16 protein-coding genes are annotated in these 17,005 nt (G+C 61.7%); 9 read left to right on the top strand and 7 right to left on the bottom strand.

The annotated features are described in order from the left end of the window. The first annotated feature begins 5 nt into the window (after window positions 1–5). Both BGO82_RS12390 and hutC read left to right on the top strand, forming a co-directional pair. Window positions 6–1,352 carry a formimidoylglutamate deiminase gene (locus BGO82_RS12390; RefSeq protein WP_291305909.1) on the top strand — a complete coding sequence of 449 codons (1,347 nt, stop codon included), beginning with the start codon at window positions 6–8 and terminating at the stop codon, window positions 1,350–1,352. A gap of 68 nt (window positions 1,353–1,420) precedes the next feature. After that, on the top strand, window positions 1,421–2,143 hold the full coding sequence (gene hutC / locus BGO82_RS12395) for a histidine utilization repressor (RefSeq protein WP_291306049.1): 723 nt from the start codon (window positions 1,421–1,423) through the stop codon (window positions 2,141–2,143). Between the two features lie 8 nt (window positions 2,144–2,151). Here hutC and BGO82_RS12400 read toward each other — a convergent pair whose 3' ends face one another. Then, window positions 2,152–3,042, bottom strand: a complete 891-nt coding sequence (locus BGO82_RS12400; protein WP_291305910.1) for a LysR family transcriptional regulator — start codon at window positions 3,040–3,042, stop codon at window positions 2,152–2,154. A gap of 187 nt (window positions 3,043–3,229) precedes the next feature. Here BGO82_RS12400 and BGO82_RS12405 point away from each other — a divergent pair, with 187 nt between their 5' ends. The 6 genes from BGO82_RS12405 (at window position 3,230) to BGO82_RS12430 (ending at window position 7,443) form a co-directional block, all read left to right on the top strand. Further along, window positions 3,230–3,748 carry a hypothetical protein gene (locus tag BGO82_RS12405; protein ID WP_291305911.1) on the top strand — a complete coding sequence of 173 codons (519 nt, stop codon included), beginning with the start codon at window positions 3,230–3,232 and terminating at the stop codon, window positions 3,746–3,748. Window positions 3,749–3,772: 24 nt separating this feature from the next. Continuing rightward, window positions 3,773–4,186 (top strand): DUF3830 family protein, encoded by a 414-nt coding sequence (locus tag BGO82_RS12410; RefSeq protein WP_291305912.1) that lies wholly within the window; start codon window positions 3,773–3,775, stop codon window positions 4,184–4,186. 166 nt (window positions 4,187–4,352) lie between these two features. Beyond that, window positions 4,353–5,072 (top strand): ABC transporter permease subunit, encoded by a 720-nt coding sequence (locus BGO82_RS12415; protein ID WP_291305913.1) that lies wholly within the window; start codon window positions 4,353–4,355, stop codon window positions 5,070–5,072. Continuing rightward, complete coding sequence (locus BGO82_RS12420; RefSeq protein ID WP_291305914.1) at window positions 5,072–5,806, top strand: ABC transporter permease subunit; 735 nt, start codon at window positions 5,072–5,074, stop codon at window positions 5,804–5,806. The genes BGO82_RS12415 and BGO82_RS12420 overlap by 1 nt, the downstream gene beginning before the upstream one ends. Further along, entirely contained in the window at window positions 5,803–6,576 is a 774-nt protein-coding gene (locus BGO82_RS12425; protein WP_291305915.1) for an ATP-binding cassette domain-containing protein, read from the top strand. The genes BGO82_RS12420 and BGO82_RS12425 overlap by 4 nt, the downstream gene beginning before the upstream one ends. Before the next feature lie 27 nt (window positions 6,577–6,603). Continuing rightward, complete coding sequence (locus tag BGO82_RS12430) at window positions 6,604–7,443, top strand: transporter substrate-binding domain-containing protein (RefSeq protein ID WP_291305916.1); 840 nt, start codon at window positions 6,604–6,606, stop codon at window positions 7,441–7,443. Between the two features lie 513 nt (window positions 7,444–7,956). Here the strand turns inward: BGO82_RS12430 and BGO82_RS12435 are convergent. The 5 genes from BGO82_RS12435 to BGO82_RS12455 form a co-directional block, all read right to left on the bottom strand. Next, the gene (locus BGO82_RS12435; protein WP_291305917.1) at window positions 7,957–8,403 is read right to left on the bottom strand and encodes a hypothetical protein; all 447 of its coding nucleotides are present in this window, start codon (window positions 8,401–8,403) and stop codon (window positions 7,957–7,959) included. Between the two features lie 121 nt (window positions 8,404–8,524). After that, window positions 8,525–9,457 carry a DUF2493 domain-containing protein gene (locus BGO82_RS12440; protein ID WP_291305918.1) on the bottom strand — a complete coding sequence of 311 codons (933 nt, stop codon included), beginning with the start codon at window positions 9,455–9,457 and terminating at the stop codon, window positions 8,525–8,527. 307 nt (window positions 9,458–9,764) lie between these two features. Further along, window positions 9,765–10,805 (bottom strand): toprim domain-containing protein, encoded by a 1,041-nt coding sequence (locus BGO82_RS12445; RefSeq protein ID WP_291305919.1) that lies wholly within the window; start codon window positions 10,803–10,805, stop codon window positions 9,765–9,767. Window positions 10,806–10,874: 69 nt separating this feature from the next. Continuing rightward, on the bottom strand, window positions 10,875–12,965 hold the full coding sequence (locus tag BGO82_RS12450) for a ParB/RepB/Spo0J family partition protein (protein ID WP_291305920.1): 2,091 nt from the start codon (window positions 12,963–12,965) through the stop codon (window positions 10,875–10,877). Between the two features lie 145 nt (window positions 12,966–13,110). Further along, entirely contained in the window at window positions 13,111–14,307 is a 1,197-nt protein-coding gene (locus BGO82_RS12455; protein ID WP_291305921.1) for a DUF932 domain-containing protein, read from the bottom strand. A gap of 405 nt (window positions 14,308–14,712) precedes the next feature. Between BGO82_RS12455 and BGO82_RS12460 the strand changes: the two genes are divergently transcribed. Beyond that, window positions 14,713–15,897: a hypothetical protein gene (locus tag BGO82_RS12460; protein ID WP_291305922.1), complete on the top strand. Its 1,185-nt coding sequence runs from the start codon at window positions 14,713–14,715 to the stop codon at window positions 15,895–15,897. Here the strand turns inward: BGO82_RS12460 and BGO82_RS12465 are convergent. Continuing rightward, entirely contained in the window at window positions 15,875–16,930 is a 1,056-nt protein-coding gene (locus tag BGO82_RS12465; RefSeq protein ID WP_291305923.1) for a hypothetical protein, read from the bottom strand. The two genes, BGO82_RS12460 and BGO82_RS12465, sit on opposite strands and share 23 nt — an antisense overlap. Window positions 16,931–17,005: the final 75 nt, after the last annotated feature.

The following is a 17,005-nucleotide window of genomic DNA, read 5'->3' on the forward strand; positions in this document are numbered from 1 at the left end:
CCACCATGACTAAGCTCTTCGCTTCAGCTGCGCTCTTGCCGCGCGGCCTCGCTCGCGATGTCATGATCGAGATCGATGGGCCGCGGATCAACAAGGTCGACGTCGGTGCGACCGCCGCCGGTGCGGATGAGCGACACGCTTTGATTGCGGCGGGCGTGGGGAACCTCCACAGCCACGCTTTCCAACGGGCAATGGCCGGCCTGGCTGAGCAAAAGGGCTCAAGCGACGACAGCTTCTGGAGCTGGCGGTCGACCATGTACAAGTTCGCGCTCTCGATGACCCCGGACGATGTTGAGGCGGTTGCCGCGCAACTTTACATCGAGATGCTCGAGGCGGGATTCACGCGTGTCGGGGAGTTTCACTACCTGCATCACAACGAGGCCGGCGTCCCTTACGCCAATATCGCCGAGATGGCCGAGCGGATCGCCGCCGCGAGCGTCGAGGCTGGCATCGGGTTGACCTTGCTCCCCGTCTTCTATGCACATTCGGGATTTGGGCCGACGCCGCCAACAGACGGCCAGCGCCGGTTTGTCAATGATCGCGATCGCTTTTCTTCCCTCATGGATGCGAGCCGCCAAATCGTCGACCGAACCCCAAGTGCCTGCATTGGCGTTGCACCACACAGTCTCCGAGCCGCGACCATTCCCGAGATTCGGGATGTGGTCGCCCTCGCTCAAGACGGGCCAATCCACATTCATGTCGCTGAGCAAATGCTCGAGGTGGAGGATTGCCTTCATGCAACGGGCGCACGCCCTGTCGAATTGCTCCTCTCCAATGTCGACGTGACCAGCAATTGGTGCCTGATCCACGCCACGCACCTGAGCGACATCGAACTGAACGCACTTGCCGCGACCGGCGCTGTTGCTGGTCTCTGCCCCATCACCGAGGCCAATCTGGGTGATGGCATTTTTCGAGGCGCCGACTTTCGCCGGGCGGGCGGCCGATATGGGGTCGGCAGCGATTCCAATGTCGAGATTTCCCTGGCTGGGGAGCTGCGGCTTCTGGAATACAGCCAGCGCCTGGCGCAGCGGGCCCGCAACGTCCTTGCACCAGCCGGGGGGTCGACGGGGCAAGCACTATTGGATGACGCGTCGGCCGGCGCAGGACAGGCTCTCGGCGTCGCAACGGGGATTGCCGAGGGCATGCCTGCCGATCTCGTTGCGCTCAACCGCACCGGGGCCGAATACCTTCCACACGAGAGCCTGCTGGATGCTTTCGTTTTTGGTTCCGGGGTCGAGATCGCCGAGGTTTGGGTTGCCGGCCGCAAGCGGGTATCAGGCGGGCGCCACGTGAACCGGGACATCATTCGCAGCCGCTTCGACAAGGTGATGCTCGGTCTGGTCCGGCGGTGAACTTCGCTCTATCAGTTCTTGATCGGAGAGCTAGCGGAGCCTGGCGAGGCGTGACCAAGGTTGAAGCAATGCGGCGCCAGCGCAGCGCAACCACATTGCACGAAAAGATCGTCGGGGAACTTGAGCGCAAGATCGTCAGCGGCGAATGGCCAGTCGGCCACCGGATCCCCAACGAGGTGGACTTTGCCAGCCAGTACGGCGTCTCGCGAGCCACGGTCAACAAAGTTCTCACTCAGCTCGCTCGAGCCGGCCTTATCGAGCGTATCAGGCGCGGCGGGAGCTTTGTAACCCAACCGCACACCCAATCGGCAGTTCTCGAAATTGGCGATATTCGACGCGAGGTCGAATCGCTGAATGTGCCCTATGGCTTTGCCGTTCTAACGCGCGAACGCCGGAAGGCGAGCCGCACCGATACTATGCTGCTGGACATTGATGTTGGAACGCCGATCCTGAACGTAACATGCGTTCACACGGCCGCGGGCAAGCCATTCTGCCTCGAACAGCGGGTGATTAACCTTAGCGCCGTTCCGGAAGCGGTTTCTGCCGATTTCGAACACACGTCACCTTCGCAATGGCTGCTCAGCCACATCCCTTGGACGTCAGCACAGCACAGTATCCACGCCGCGCCCGCGTCCGCCACGGACGCCAAACTCCTTAAGATCGATGAAGGAATGGCATGTCTCATTGTGGAGCGCCGTACCTGGGGTACGCCCGGTTCGGTAACGCATGTCCGCCTGACCTACCCCGGTGATAGCCACACGCTGGTGGCAACCTTCACGCCATCATCTTAGCTTGAGAGCTAGAGCTGCTTTCCAAGGCTTGTCGCCAGGGAAAAGAAGGCTCTTGCAGGCTGCGACAGCTCTTCGAACGGACGGCTTAGCAGACCGATGGGACTAACCGCCTTTTCGTCGTCTATTCGAACGAAGACGGGGGCGGGATCGACATGATGTTTGGTCCCCATCTCCGCGAGGATGCTCACGCCAACGCCCAGACCGACCAGCCGGCACGCGGTCGCGTACTCGGTTCCAGAACAGATGATGTTGGGCTGGAACGATTGCCTCGCACAAAGGTGGAGCACCAGATTGTGAAATGGTTCGCCGCGATTGCTGATGAGGATGAATGGCTCGTCGGCGAGTTGTCTCAGGCTGACCATGGCCTCGCTTGCAAGCGGATGCGACCCTGGGACTGCCGCCATGAGCGCTTCGTCCCGCAGGACTGTGATCGATAGCTTCGTCTTGTCGTGTGGCAAACGGATTAGCGCCACGTCGATCTCATGGCGCTCGGCGGCATCCAGCAATTGCGGTGTCCGGTGCTCAACGATCTGAAGATCGATATTGGGGTAGAGTTCCCGATACTTCACGACTAGGAGCGGCAAAAGGTGGTAGGCAAGAGATCCTGAGGCGCCCACCCTTACCACGCCCTTCTCGAGGCCTGTTCGAGCCCGGATCTCTTTGGCCGCATCGTCTGTCTGAAGCAGGATGCTGCGCGCTCTCGGCAGGAAAGCCTCGCCGAGATCAGTCAGCCGAACGAGTCGACTGCTCCTCTGAAAGAGCTCGCCACCCAACTCATCCTCAAGTCGCTTGATCTGATGCGAAAGCGGCGGCTGCGAAAGATGCAGCGTCTTTGCGGCTCGCGTGAAGCTCAACTGCTCCGCCACCGCGAGAAAATAGCGCAATTGAAAGAGCTCCATCGATTCTCCCCAGCAGCGGCACCGGTTCACAGTTGCCGGGCCGCGACCCGGGCAGCGCCCATCCATTCTCTATCGCGATAGATAGCAGTTTTCAAAAGTCTTGGACAATGGATTGCCGCCGACCCTAACGTTTGCGGCATAAATGTGTCGTCCGGCGAAGACCGGATAGAATTGCGGAGCGCTATTGATGCACTGGTCGGAAATAAAGAAGACCATCGACGCGGAGGTCAAACATATCTGGTCGGACGAGAGCGAAGATATAACACGACTTCGCATGGGAATTGCTCACGCGCAGGCCGGTTCCTTCGGACAGTACTTCTCGACGCTGGTTTTTGCTCTGACCTATACCCTCGCCCTTGGCGAACACGTCGTTTATGGACTTGTGAAGGGCGCCGACAATGAGAAAGTATCGCTGGAGGCTTTGAAGGAACTTACGAGGGAACACTTCGTCGTTGGGTTCCGCGCGCCGATGTTCGTCGGCTATGTCCTCGCGCCCAAAGCCGAAACCTTTGCCGACGAAATCGTCGCGGCTCTCGACGGCGTCACGACGCGCGAGGACTTCAAGGCTCTTCTGGGTAGCTACTTCACCTACCAGAACATCCTTCACTGGTGGCTGCACGTCTATTTCCCTTGGTCGCTGGGTGCCGTTTTCGAGCAGGTCGACGCCACGCGCGTCGCCACGCTGCAGCGCCTCATCAAGAACTAAGACTCGAACAAGGAATTCAGAGCCATGGCCAAGACACTGCTCATTGAATGGAAAGAGTTGGGGTGCAAGGCGCATATCCAGCTGCTTTGGGACAAGGCGCCGAAACTCTGCCAGGCCGTCGTTGACTGTCTGCCGCTCCGCTCGATCAGCTGGCACTCGGTGATCTCGGGCGACAATATCGGTTTCGCTCTCCCCGTCGTGTGCACGACTTTCGAAAACCCGCAGCCGCGCACGCGGGGCAATATGTACATCTACGCGAACGGGCAGCTCGGCATCGTCCCCTATGGGGACTTCTCCGAGCCGGGCGACGTCAACACCTTCGGCCGTATCGATGAGAAAGACATGGCCGACGTGACGAAAGCCGGCCAGACCGTCGCCGAGTTCTTCCGCAACGGGCCCGGCCGCCCGATTTTCGCCGACGTCAGCGTCGTCGAGTGACGCGAACAAGATGAGGCACAACCGTTACAGTACGGCCAGCTAACGAAACTTGGGTGGTGAACGGATGGACGACTGGCCTGAAGTGCTTCGAGATAGAGCGTCCACTCCCCGGTCATCCCGGTCGAAATCGTCTCGCCCTCTTCACCAGCGATAGAGGGGGGTTGAATTGGATCTCGCCAGGACGTTCGAACTCGTTGGCTTCGGCCCCGATGGGTGGGGCGCGATCCTCTTGGCCGGGACGGCAACCACCCTTGCCGCCGCATTCTGTGGACTTCTGCTTTCCTTCGTCCTTGGAGCCTTGGGAGCCAGCGCGAAAGTCGCTGGCGGTCCCGCAGCGCGCGCCGCCGCGGAGACTTACACGACGATCCTGCGTGGCGTGCCGGAACTGCTCGTCATCTTCCTGTTCTACTTCGGCAGCAGCTCAGTCCTTGGCGCCATCGCCGCGCTTTTCCAATACCAGGGATTCATCGCTCTGCCGGGGTTTCTCGCCGGCGTGCTCGCCATCGGCGTGGTTGAAGGCGCGGTGATGGTCGAGGTGCTACGTGGCGCCTTTCTTGCCGTGAAACCCGGAGAGATCGAAGCCGCGAAGGCCTGCGGCATGAACACCTTCCTGCGCTTTCGTCGCATCATCGCACCGCTGACTCTTCGTCACGCCCTGCCGGGCATTGGAAACGTCTGGATTGGCCTGTTGAAGGGCTCGTCACTTCTATCGGCAACTGGCGTCGCCGAGCTGATGAGACAGACCCAGGTTGCCGCCGGCTCAACCAGATTGCCCTTCGATTTCTATGTGGCGGCCGGCGCGATCTACATCGTCATAACGGTCAGTTCCGGTGTGGTCTTCCAGCTGGCCGAACGACACTACTCGCGCGGCGTTGCGAGGCCATGATGAACCTCGAATTCATCGGCCAAACGCTTGTCACGCTTCTTGCCGGCATTCCAATCACGCTGGAACTCGCGGCTCTTGCCATAGCGGGAGGCGCGCTGCTGGGCTTTGCGATCGCGCTCATGCGCCTGTCGCAGCATCCGTTCCTCTATGTGAGCGCCTGGCTCTATGTGCAGATCATCCGGAGCACGCCGCTTCTCGTGCTCCTTTTCCTGATCTACTACGGCCTTGGTCAGTTCAGCGCTCTCCGATCCAGTTTTCTATGGCCAGTATTGAAACAGGCTTACTGGTGCGCCGTCATCGCTCTTGTCATCAACGGGTCCGCCTTCGCGGCTGAGATCTTCCGCGGTGGTCTGCTTTCCGTTGGTCGCAAGGAGGTCGAAGCCGCGCGTGCCTGCGGCATGTCCGGAATACTCCTCTATCGACGGATTGTGTTCCCGCTCGCCATCCGCCAGGCGCTACCTGCCTACAGCAACGAAATGGTCGCGATGGTGAAGGCGACTTCGCTTGCCTCCCTCGTCACGCTTATGGACGTCACAGGCATTGCCGCTTCGATTGCCTCGAGCACCTATCAACCGATCCCGGTCTTCGTTGCGGCTGGTGCGATCTATCTCCTCATCAACACACTGCTGACTCGCGCCGTGAGGGCGCTCGAGTATCGCCTGACGCCGCACCTGCGGCCGGCGCAGTACGCAACAGCGTCAGCCGTGACCGAAGCTGGTGTTACCCCGACATGACGACGGCTGTGCGCCTGCAAAACATCCACAAGCGGTTTGGTGCCCTCGAAGTACTGCGCGGCATCACGCTCGAGGCTCAGGAGGGCGAGGTCCTCTCACTGCTCGGATCGTCCGGCTCGGGAAAATCGACGCTTCTCAGATGCATCAACATGCTCGAGATTCCAAACGACGGCGACGTCTGGGTGGCCGGCGAGGCCGTCAAGTTTCGCGCTGGTCGGCAGGGTCAAAGCAGGACAGTCGACACCGCGCAGATCGACCGGCTCCGATCCCGCATTGGAATGGTCTTCCAAAGCTTCAACTTGTGGCCGCACCTGACCATCCTTGAGAACGTCATCGAGGCGCCAATTCACGTTCTCAAGCGACCCCGATCCGAGTGCATCCAGGAAGCGCGGGATCTGCTCGAACGCGTCGGCATCGGTGACAAGGCGCAGTACTATCCAGCCCATCTTTCCGGGGGCCAGCAGCAGCGCGCCGCTATCGCGCGCGCCCTGGCAATGCATCCCAACCTCATGTTGTTCGATGAGCCGACCTCGGCTCTCGATCCCGAACTCGTGGGCGGCGTGCTCCGCGTCATTCGCTCCCTGGCAGAGGAAGGACGGACGATGCTCGTCGTCACCCACGAAATGGCCTTCGCCCGTGACGTCTCCAGTCGGGTCATCTTTCTGCACAAGGGCGAAGTCGAAGCCGACGGCCCGCCGGAGGACGTCTTTACCAACAGCAGCTCACCGCACTTCCAGCAGTTTTTGGGGCGGGAGGCGAGAACTGAATAGTCAACCAGAAGGGGAATATCGATGAAGATGACGACGATCGTCGCAACCGCGTTGGTTGCGATCTTGGCCGCGAACCCGGCGTTCGCTGAAGACAAGAAATGGACCGAGGTGCGGATCGGCACCGAGGGTGACTACGCACCCTGGAACTTCACCAAGCCCGACGGTACGATCGCCGGCTTCGAGGTTGACCTGTTCAACGACCTCTGCCAGCGCATGGGAGTCAAGTGCACCTTCATGGCGCAGGACTTCGACAGCATGATTCCGGCTCTCAACGCTGGTAAGTTCGACGCCATCGTCGACTCGCTCACCATAACGGACAAGCGCAAGGAGGTGATCGACTTCTCGATCCCCTATGGAACCCTGTGCTACACGTTCGCCACGTCGGACGGCGACATCGAGACCAAGCTGCCGCCCGATGACACGATCATTTCCCTCGACAACGAGGCAGCAACGAATGCTGCCCTCGACAAGATCAAGGCGGCCCTCACCGACAAGACGATCGGGACGCTCGCCGGCGGCGGATCAGTTGCGTTCGTCAACACGTACCTCCAGGGAACCACACTGCTCCGCCAGTACAAGACCCCGGACGCACGCGACCTCGACTTCACCGCCGGTCGGCTGGATGTGATCATCGGAACGAAGGACCAACTGACCGACCTGGCCAAGAAGCCCGGCAATGACTCCATCAAGGTCGTCGGTCCATGTTTCCAGGGTGGCATCCTCGGGCAGGGCGTCGGCGTCGGCCTGCGTAAAGCTGACACCGATCTCAAAGCTCTCTTCGACAAAGCCATCGCCGAGGCCAAAGCGGATGGGACGATCAAGAAGCTCTCGACCCCCGTATTCGGCGTCGACCTGACACCCCAATGATCTACGCTGACCGGTTGCGGCAGAGAGGAGCGGTAGACCCTTCTCTGCAACGCGGTGCGTAGGTAATTTCCGGGAACTCGCGAGATGCTCGGCGGCTATTCTGCTGAGCATCTTGCCTCACGCCGCAGGCTCACCGGCAAGGACGAATGATCGCACGCCTGCTCGTACACGCCTTCTATGGTCAACCTCAACGATGGAGACGCATAGATGTCATCTCTGGACCCTTTTGGCTCGAGAGTGCCACTGTCTTTCAGGCCCGATCGAAGGAGCGATAGCGACCACATCGCAAGGACCTTCGCATCGATGGTGCGGTACCTTCGACAACGTTGGGTTCTCGCCTTAAGGCGCCTCTGGCATCGAGAGCCGCCTGACCATCCCGGCCGGTAGTCAAGGCAGTGCGATTGACTAGAATTGACTCAGACACCGATTGCGGGCGGCATTCCGCGTCATCGTGATCTTCTGTGCGCTGGTGGAAGGCCGCTTTTCTGGGCAGCTTTCGCAGCCCGCGAGGCACTATGGCGCTTGCGGGATGCGCCCTCTAGCTGGTTCGGACGGCGCCGTCATCATTGTCAACCGCGTGACTGCGGTGATGCCGACGGCCACCGCGCCGACGACCGCAAAGATAATCTGCCAGGGCTCGGACGGCATAGTCAGACGAACGATACCGAGGGTGGCGTGATAGCCGGCAACTGTGGAAGGTGCGGCGAAGGCGAGCGCCACGATCAGTTTGAGCCAGTTGCGCCGCAGAACCAGCAGCAGCAACTGGAACAGCGCGAAAGTCGCGGCAGTGGCGATTGCGGCGAGCAAGATTGCACCGGCGATGCCAGCACCGGTGGCGTAAGCCCAACCACCCACCGCCATGGCGGCGAAGAAGGGAAGAGCGAACACCGCAAGCGTGAACAGCAGCCAGCACAACACGGCGATGCCGGCGAGCGATGCGACGATAGCGAGAATGATCATGATGGTGGACTCCGTGGACATGGTCGAACGGTTGCGCCTCCACCACCATCCGCGGCGCAGGCGTGAGTATACGCCGATGACGGCGATGAGCAAATCGGCGTGGCGATGGTGTGAACGGCGCTCATGCGCCGCCTCGCTTTCGGAAGTCGTAAGTGCTGATGCCGAGCTTTCTCGCCTTGTCGGCGAAGTTGTCCTGAATGCCGGTGCCGGGGAAGACGATGACCCCGATGGGGACGATGTCGAGTATCGCGTCGTTGCGCTTGAAGGGTGCGGCTCGACCGTGCTTGTCCCAGTTCGGGGCGAAGCCGATCTGGGGGACTTTTCGGGCGTCAGCCCACTTGGAAGCGATGAGTTCGGCGCCCTTGGGCGACTTGCCGTGGATCAGCACCATGTCGGCGTGCTTGGCGTGCACCTTGTCGAGCGTGTCCCAGATGAGCTGGTGATCGTTGAAGTCGAGCCCACCCGTGAGAGCGATCTTGGGTCCGGGTGGCAGCATGACCTCGGTGTCGGCCTTGCGCTTAGCGGCGAGGAAGTCACGGCTGTCGATGAGAGCGGCCGTGAGGTGCCGGTGGTTGACCTGCGATCCCGTGCGCGGGTGCCAGGCTGAGCCGGTGTGCTGTTCGTACCGATCGGCGGCCTGGTCTCGCATGAGCTCGAAGGCGTCGCGGCGTTCGATCATCGTGATGCCCTGGGCGGTGAGGTTCTCGAGTTCGACCGATTTGATCTCCGTGCCGTCCTGCTCCTGCTGCAGGCGACGCTGGGCCTGCTCGTTGTCGTCGAGCTGCCGCTCGATCCTGAAGACTGCACGGTGGAAGACATTGACGACCGACCAGAGGAGGTCATCGAGGTCGGGCTCGAGGCGGGTGTCGCTGAGGCTGCCGACGAGGACATCGAAGATGTCGGTGACCGCACCGACGATGTGCTCGGCTTCGGGCAATGGTCGCGGATCTGCTTCGTCGACGAACGGTCGCCAGCCATAGGGCTGCAGTTCGGTGAGGACGCGATCGGTCGGGGACGAAGCGTGGTTCGGTTCGGTGTCGTCGTGCTCGCTCATGAGAGCTCCCGTCGGTTCTGACCGCGACCCTCGCGGCCTTCATGGCGACGAAAGCCCACGGGCGGGACCTCCTGGCATCCGGAGCAAAGCGGAGGGCCGAAGCGACAGAGAAGGATGGCAGAGGCCGGCTATTTTGCCTCGCGATGGAAAGGCGGCACAGCCGCCGCCGGAAAATAGTCGGCCGGCGCCATTGCCTGGACGTCCTGCTTGTGGGCCGATCGCCCTCTTGAAGGCGGGTCGTGGCCTTTACCGGCGGGGTGCCGACAGCCAAGCGGCGGCGCCACCACACTGCTCCCATTCGTCGACGTCATGTTGCGCGGTCGAGAAACCGGGTGACGTCAACTGGTGCGAGTTGAACTCGGACGGATGCGCGAAGAGCGTCGACACCCACGAGGGTGAGATCGTCATTAAAGTCTTGGAGCGTGGGCGACAGCACAATCGGTTCGATGCTGTTCGCCTGTGCCCGCTGGATAAGGGCATCTCGTGCCACGTCGCCGGCTGCATCGTCGTCGCGAACGATGTAGAGGCGGTGAAGCGAAGTCGGCAGTTGCATGGCGGCGAGATGCGCGGCCGACAGCCCGGCGGCCATCGGCATATCGGTTAGGACCTGTCTAAGCGACAGCATGGTCTCAATGCCTTCGCCCGCGGCCATCACACCCTCGGCCGTGCCGAACCGAACTGCATGACCAAGCAGCTCGCCCATCGCCCGTCGTGGGGTGTCGACTGGTGCCTTGCCCTGACCATCCGGTGAGAGCCAGGTCCTTTGGACGCCGGTGACGATACCCGCGAGATTGGTCACCGCGGCAATCATTGCTGGCCAGGTCTCGGTCGCATGGTGATCATCGGGGACGTAGTAGCAGCGCGGGTGAAATCGCAGAGACGCAACGTCGTGCAAATGCGCAACGCCACGGTTGCGCAGGTACGTCTCTGCGAGGGTGCCAGCTATGGGCGCAGATATCGCCAGCAGCCGTCTCGCGGCCTCTGGCGAACCGGTCGGAACTGAATCGCGTGCACTACGTGAGGCAGAAGGCCGTTCTGGTTGCGGTAGTGCGAGGAAGTGCCGCGCCTCATCAATCACGTCCTTGAATTCGACAAGGCCGAGAGACCCACGGATGACATCGAGCAAATCGCCGTGTTCGCCGGTCGCAGCGTCGGTCCATTTGCCGGCGGCGCCGCGACCGTTGGTCGGACCGGACAGTCTCACGAACATCGATCGGCCGGGTGCGTTGCGGACGTCCCCGACGACCCAGTAGCGGCCCTGGCGTCGACCGTTCGAAAGATAGCACGCGCAGACGGCCTCAGCACTGCGCGCAAGCCGTGCGGCGACCTCGCCGGGAGTGAACAGCATGATGTCCTCCAGAACAAGAAAGGCCCGCCGGCGACGGCGGGCCAGTTGCGTCAAAGGAGAGTAGGGTTGCTACTCCGCGGCGATGGCCGGGACGACCTCCGCCGCCGGATCATCCTCCGCCAGCACCTCGGGCTCGACCATGGCCGATGCGCCGCCGGCGGTATCCGTTTCCACGCTTTCAACGGTCCGCAGCGGCTGGGGCAGCCAGCCGGTATCGGCGAGCAACGCCTGCGCCTTCTCCGCCATCTCCGCCTTCTTGAGGTGGTCTATGAGCTGAGCCTGCGCTTCACCCTTGGCCTCGCGGACCGCATCCAGGATGCGGGCCTTGGTGACCCGACCAAGATAGTTGTCCACGGTCGGTCGCCATCCAGCGTCGACCATGTCGAGCCCGACGGCGTGGGCCAGGCGATTGGCTTCAGCGATCCGTTGTTCGACAGCATGCGCCGAAGGGCCGGAGGTGTAGCGGTCGGCTTTCTCGTGCAGCGCGTTCACGCCGAACGACACGCAATGGGCGAGCAGCGCGCGGCGGCTCGCCTCGTCGAGGCCAGTGAGCCACTCCCACAAGGCGCCATCCTCAGTGGGGACAGCGACCTTCCAGGCCTCCTGTCGACTGGCGATCGCCGCAGCCGACGCGCTGTCGCCGAGTTCGACCGACTGCACCGGAAAGTGGCTCTCCTGCACGAAGACCTGCAGGCAGCCGCTTCCAGCGATATGGAACCGCTCAGAGACGAGACGGTGCAGGAGCAACGTCATTGCCACCTGCGGATTGTCCGCCACGGCATTGCGCAGCGCCAGCGTGCGATGCGCCGTCAACTCGAAGAGCAGGCGGTCGGGCAGGGGCGCCAAATCGTCCTCTTCTTCCTCTTCGCTGGTGCTCTGGCCGGCGACGGTGATGACAGTCGCCGGTGCCGAACCATCGGTCTCGGCGTGGTCGTCGGCAGAGGTCTCGTTGCCGTCGGGAGGCAGGATCGCGGCGAGGTCCTCAGACCGAACATAGCCCCGTTCGACCGAGAGTGACCCGTCATGGCCGATGCTGACAAAGGCGCCGGCATGAACCACCTGACCTTGATCATAGAGGGCTGGGCGCTCGTCGAAGGCGGCAAGGGCCACCTCGATCTCGCCGAGGCGTGCATCGACCTCCTCAGGGAGTTCGTCCGCGTCCTCATACTGGGTTTCCAGGGCCTGCTGCTCAGTCGTCAGCGCGTCAAGAGACGCCCGCTCTTCCTCGGTCAGTTCTGCGGGCGTCCCGTCGATCCGCATGAGTCCAGAGGTGTGGCCATAGGGAAAGCTCGCAGCGACCTCGATCCACTTCCAGCCCTCGGTGGCGATGGTCGCCGCGGCGGTCTTGAGCTTTTCAGTGACCAGGCGATCGAGCAGCGGGACATCTTGGATCCATCCGCCGTCGTCGCTCTCGAAGAGGTCACGCAACACGATACCACCTGCCGCCTCATAGGCGCCGATCGTCACGAATTGGACGCGGCGATCGGCAGCGCGCACTGTGTTCTCGGTGAGCATGCGCCGGATCTGGTACGGCTCCTTGGACCAAGAGGTCTTGAGGGCGTCCCAGACCTGTTCCTGGCGCGTGTGGTCGGTGTTGACGCTGAACGCCATGAGCTGCTCGAGGGTCATGCCGTCCTCGGCATAGACATCGAGGAGTGCCGGCGAGACCGAAGCGAGCTTGAGGCGCTGGTGCACGACATTGACCGGCACGAAGAAGCGCGCGGCGATCTCTTCATCGCCGATGCCTTTGTCGCGAAGATCCTGGAACGCGCGGAACTGATCGAGGGGATGCAACTCCTCACGGTGGATGTTTTCGGCGAGCGAGTCTTCTTCGGCGGGGATGTCACTTCCAGCGTTGACGACGATGCAAGGGACGGGCTGCGTCTTGCTCATCCGCTTCTGCTTGACCAGAAGCTCGAGCGCACGATAGCGGCGGCCACCGGCGGGAATTTCGAACACGTCGGTCTCGTTTCCATCGGCATCGAGCACCGGCCGGACGTTGAGGCTCTGCAACAGACCGCGTCGGGCAATGGAGGTAGCGAGGTCTTCGAGTGTCTGCCCAGCACGGGTGCGCCGAACGTTGGCCTGGCTCAGGACCAGCTTGTTGAAGGGAATATCGCGCGAGGCACTGAGGGTGATCTTCGATGTGGCCTTGGCCATGATGAAGTCTCCGTGACGGGCGCCGAGAGCCTCTCTCCCGACTTCCAACCCGTCACGACGGGCGGCGCCGCCCTCTTACTCTGAGGACGGCGCCGGACAGTCGATGATCGAGGTGGCGAAGCGGGTAATAGCTCAGCAACTGGGACTAAGCTGCGCGGTCGAGCAGCCTCTTGGCGCGCGCCTCGAGGTCGAGGCGGGCATCCTGGTGCGGCTTGTCACGCGCGATCGCGGTAATGCCCTGAACAAAGTCGAACACGGAGCGTGGCGGATGCCCTTCCTCGGCCAGCACCGTCTCGATGATCTTGGTGGTCTCCGCCTTGGAGAAGCTACGCTTGCGCAGAAACTCGCTTCGATCGTCATCGGTACGTGCCACGATCTGTTCACGGGCAGCCTTGACGCCGTTGATGAAGGGCGTTGGCGATGAATTGGCGAAACGGGTCAGCGCTGGCGCCGCCTCATGAGCGAAGCGTGACGCGGCGTATTTGGAGTGACGGATTGTGATCTCCTCAAAATCCTCCACGCCCCAGAGATTGCGGTTTTGACAGACGGCGCGGAGATAGAACGACGCTATACCGAGCGTCTTGGCCCCGACCTCGCTGTTCCAGCAGTAGAAGCCACGGAAGTAGAGGTCCGGAGAACCATCAGCTAGTCGCCCGGCCTCGATCGGGTTGAGGTCATCGACGAGAAAAAGAAAGACGTCACGATCGGAGGCATAGAGTGTCGTTGTGTCCTGGGTGATGTCGACGCGAGGGTTGTAGATGCCGGTCGACCAGTCGAGCACACCGGGGACCTTCCAGCGGGTGTCGCCAGTCCCGTTGCCGGCAACGCGCTGCACGGCAGCGACCAGCTCCTGATCAAAGATGCGGCCATAGTCAGGCCCGGTGACGGCGCGCAGTTCCACGCGGCCGTCTTCGATCTCGAGCGTCTTGACCTGCTCGGCGCGGTGCGAGGTCAAGCCGTACTGGAGGTTGATGGCTGCGAGGGGCGCGGGCAGCTGGCGCAGGTACGTCGTCGGCGCGCCAACGAGAGTGGCAAGCTGGCCAAAGCTCCAATGTGTGGGCGCGATGGGCGTGTCGGCGCCTGGAATGACGAGCGTCATTCGCTCCGTATCGTCGCGAGAGGCTTCGACGCGGATCGCCGCTGTTTCAACGGTCCGGGTGCGGCTGTGCTCGGTCCGGCGATGAACAGCGTTGAAGATATCTGACAGGGAAAGATAACGCTCGTCGGCAGGGCGAGAAAACCATTCCGACGAAACGCGGCCAACGCGCTGGCCGCGGCTCGCGTCCACCTTGTAACCGCCGCGCGCGTCGCGAGCGGTGTCCAGAATTTCGACCTGGGTCATGGGATATCTCCATGACGGGCACCGGGAGCCTTTCTCCTGGCCTCAACCCGTCACGAAGACTCAGATCGCCCTCTCACTCTGGATTGCCCCTCGCCGTGGCAGTTGTGGACACCCCATCGCGTCAGGGATCGACGCCCGGAGGGCGAAGACCGGAAGGGCTTCGGCAATCGCCAAGAGCCCGGCCCGAAGGGCGACGCCATTTGGCGCAGAGTTCGCGATACCTCAACGCCACCACGCTACTGATTGCGCTTGAGCTCGCGCGAGGGCGGGGCCCTTAGAAACTCACACGTCTTCTTCTTGACCTAGCCCCTGGTCGCGAAGATCGTTGCATCCCTTCGAGATGCTGGTCGTGATCGAGTTCGGTTGGCTGGCGATCTCCACAATCTTCGACCGGGCTTGGGAACAATGAAGATCGCGATATTGGGATGGGGTTCGCTTCTCTGGGACAGTCGAAAGGACTTCGACGGACAGCACGAGCAGTGGTCCGAAGCCGGACCGCTGCTGCCTTTGGAGTTCTCACGCATTTCGGAATCGCGGAAGGGCGCTCTGACGCTCGTTATCGATGAACAACACGGTATGCCGTGCGCGACCTCTTTTGCAATCAGCAAGCGCGCCGACCCTGACGACGCCATTTGCGACTTGCGCTGCCGCGAGGGCACAACGCTGAAGAACATTGGCGTCTTCTTCGCTGATGGATCGCGACCGGCACGTGGCGCCAGCAAGGAGACGCTGGCGGCAATCGAGGCTGTGGCGAAGCTAGAGAAAATCGATGTCATCACCTGGACGGCGCTGACCTCGAACTTCAACAAGAAGACGGGGAGACCGTTCTCGGTTGCGGGAGCGGTCGCCTACCTGAAAGCGCTGCCTGGTGAGGCGAGGCTGTTGGCCGACGAGTATGTTCGTCGCGCACCAGGAGCGGTCCAAACCCCCTTACGAGCCGCGCTAGCCGCTGATCCCATCGTAGTCGCGCGCGAGGAGAACAGGCAGGATCTGCTGCCAAGGAGTTTTCAGGCCGACATCATGCGCTTCTTTGATCGCGCCGCGCGCCCGCTTCTGACCGACATGACACCACATGTTGGCATCAAAACTGGTGAGAAGGCCACGATCGATGAGTTCCTCGACGACGCGAGGAAGCTCACCGACAATAGGGTAGCTTTCGAGACGCGCCGCATACTGGCGCTCAGCCTTGTTGCGATCTTTGAGAGGCAACTGAGGATTTGGGGACGGGTCCACATAGATGATCTGCCTGCCGATCGTGTGAGCGCCATGCCTCTCGACCAACTCCTCGACATCTTGGTTGCACTCCGCCACATAGAGATCGAGCCAAAGGCGGTCGACACACTCAAAGAGATGGTCTTGGTCGGAAATGTCACCCGCCACGGGGATGGGCGCTCTATCGACGAGCTACGCAAGGCTGCGCCGGCTTTATGGACGAGTGGCGATGCCGAGGCCGAGCGGGCTTCGTACACACTGAGCGAAAAGCTCGAAATCCGCGACGAGGATTTCCAGCGGTACATGAATGCCGCGGTGGCCTTTTGGGGCTGGGCGGACCGGGAGCCGTTCGCGGTTAGGGCCGGTCCATATCGGTGAGGCCCGCGGCAGTTCCGGCTGCTCTAGGCATAGTGGTGAGGACAGTTCGGAATTGTAGGTGTCCTTCCCGGATCTCATAGACCCAATTACCTGTGGACTCAGACCAGTAGGTTTGGAACACGTCCCGGTGCCGAAAGGTCGCGGGATCGAGGGGATGTTGGGCCTCGGGGTTGTGGTAGACCCTGAGCCCCTCCAGCAATCGCTCCCGATAGGTGGCCTTGAGCGCCTTCTCAGTGTGAGGAGTGGTGCCATGGGGGTTGTACCGCACCGCCTGAAACAGGATCGCTGGGTTGGGGTCAGCCGATAGAGCCCGCACCTTGCCCCAGGTTGCACATGGATTGCAGACGACCGCACTAAGCCAACTGTAGGCTGGCTCCATGAACACACCCACTTCGATCGGAGCGCCGTTGTCTTTGGTGACCCAGTCGATGTGCTTACCTTTGAGCTTGCCTCCCTCGCGAAGAAACCGCTCCTCATCAACATAGTAGCCAAGCAGCGCGGCCTCGATGGGACGATGCCCGGCGAGCATCGCGTAAGGGCTGTCAAATCCGGCAATTGCCAGGACGAACGGTCGGCCTTTGACGTGCGGCAGATGTTGATACGAGTCGACAAACTTCCTGTGCTTGCCCTCGATCGCATTGCGAAGGCGAATGATGGCCTGCCGGTTGAACTCATTGAGATCGTCCGGGACCGGGTGACCCTCTTTGGCGTGTTCGGGAGGCGAACCCTGAGCATGGGAAGCGATCGTGGCTTCGATATTGAAACCGCCACCGTCGGTCACGCTGAAGTCAGGGGCGGGATGGCTGAAATCCATCGCGAACCCGTACTGCTTGAGCCCGGCAAAGAGGTACAGCTCCCAGAACGAGGAATCGAAGGTGGTTTGGAATTCCCGGACGAACTTACCGTCACGGTCCGGAAAGCCGCGAGCCCAGTCGTTGAGCACGTCGCAGTTATAGCCGTTGCGTTCAACGCCGATCCTTTTGAAGTTCGGATGCTGGCGATCCTCGGGAACGATGGGGCTGAAGAGGTCCATGAGTCCGGAATAGCGCCGTGGCCTGAGAAGCGCAAACTGAACTCTGCCCTCGCATACAACGCCGTTCTGAAGGCG

Origin of the sequence: Devosia sp. 67-54 (genome assembly GCF_001899075.1) — a bacterium.
GTDB lineage: Bacteria > Pseudomonadota > Alphaproteobacteria > Rhizobiales > Devosiaceae > Devosia_A.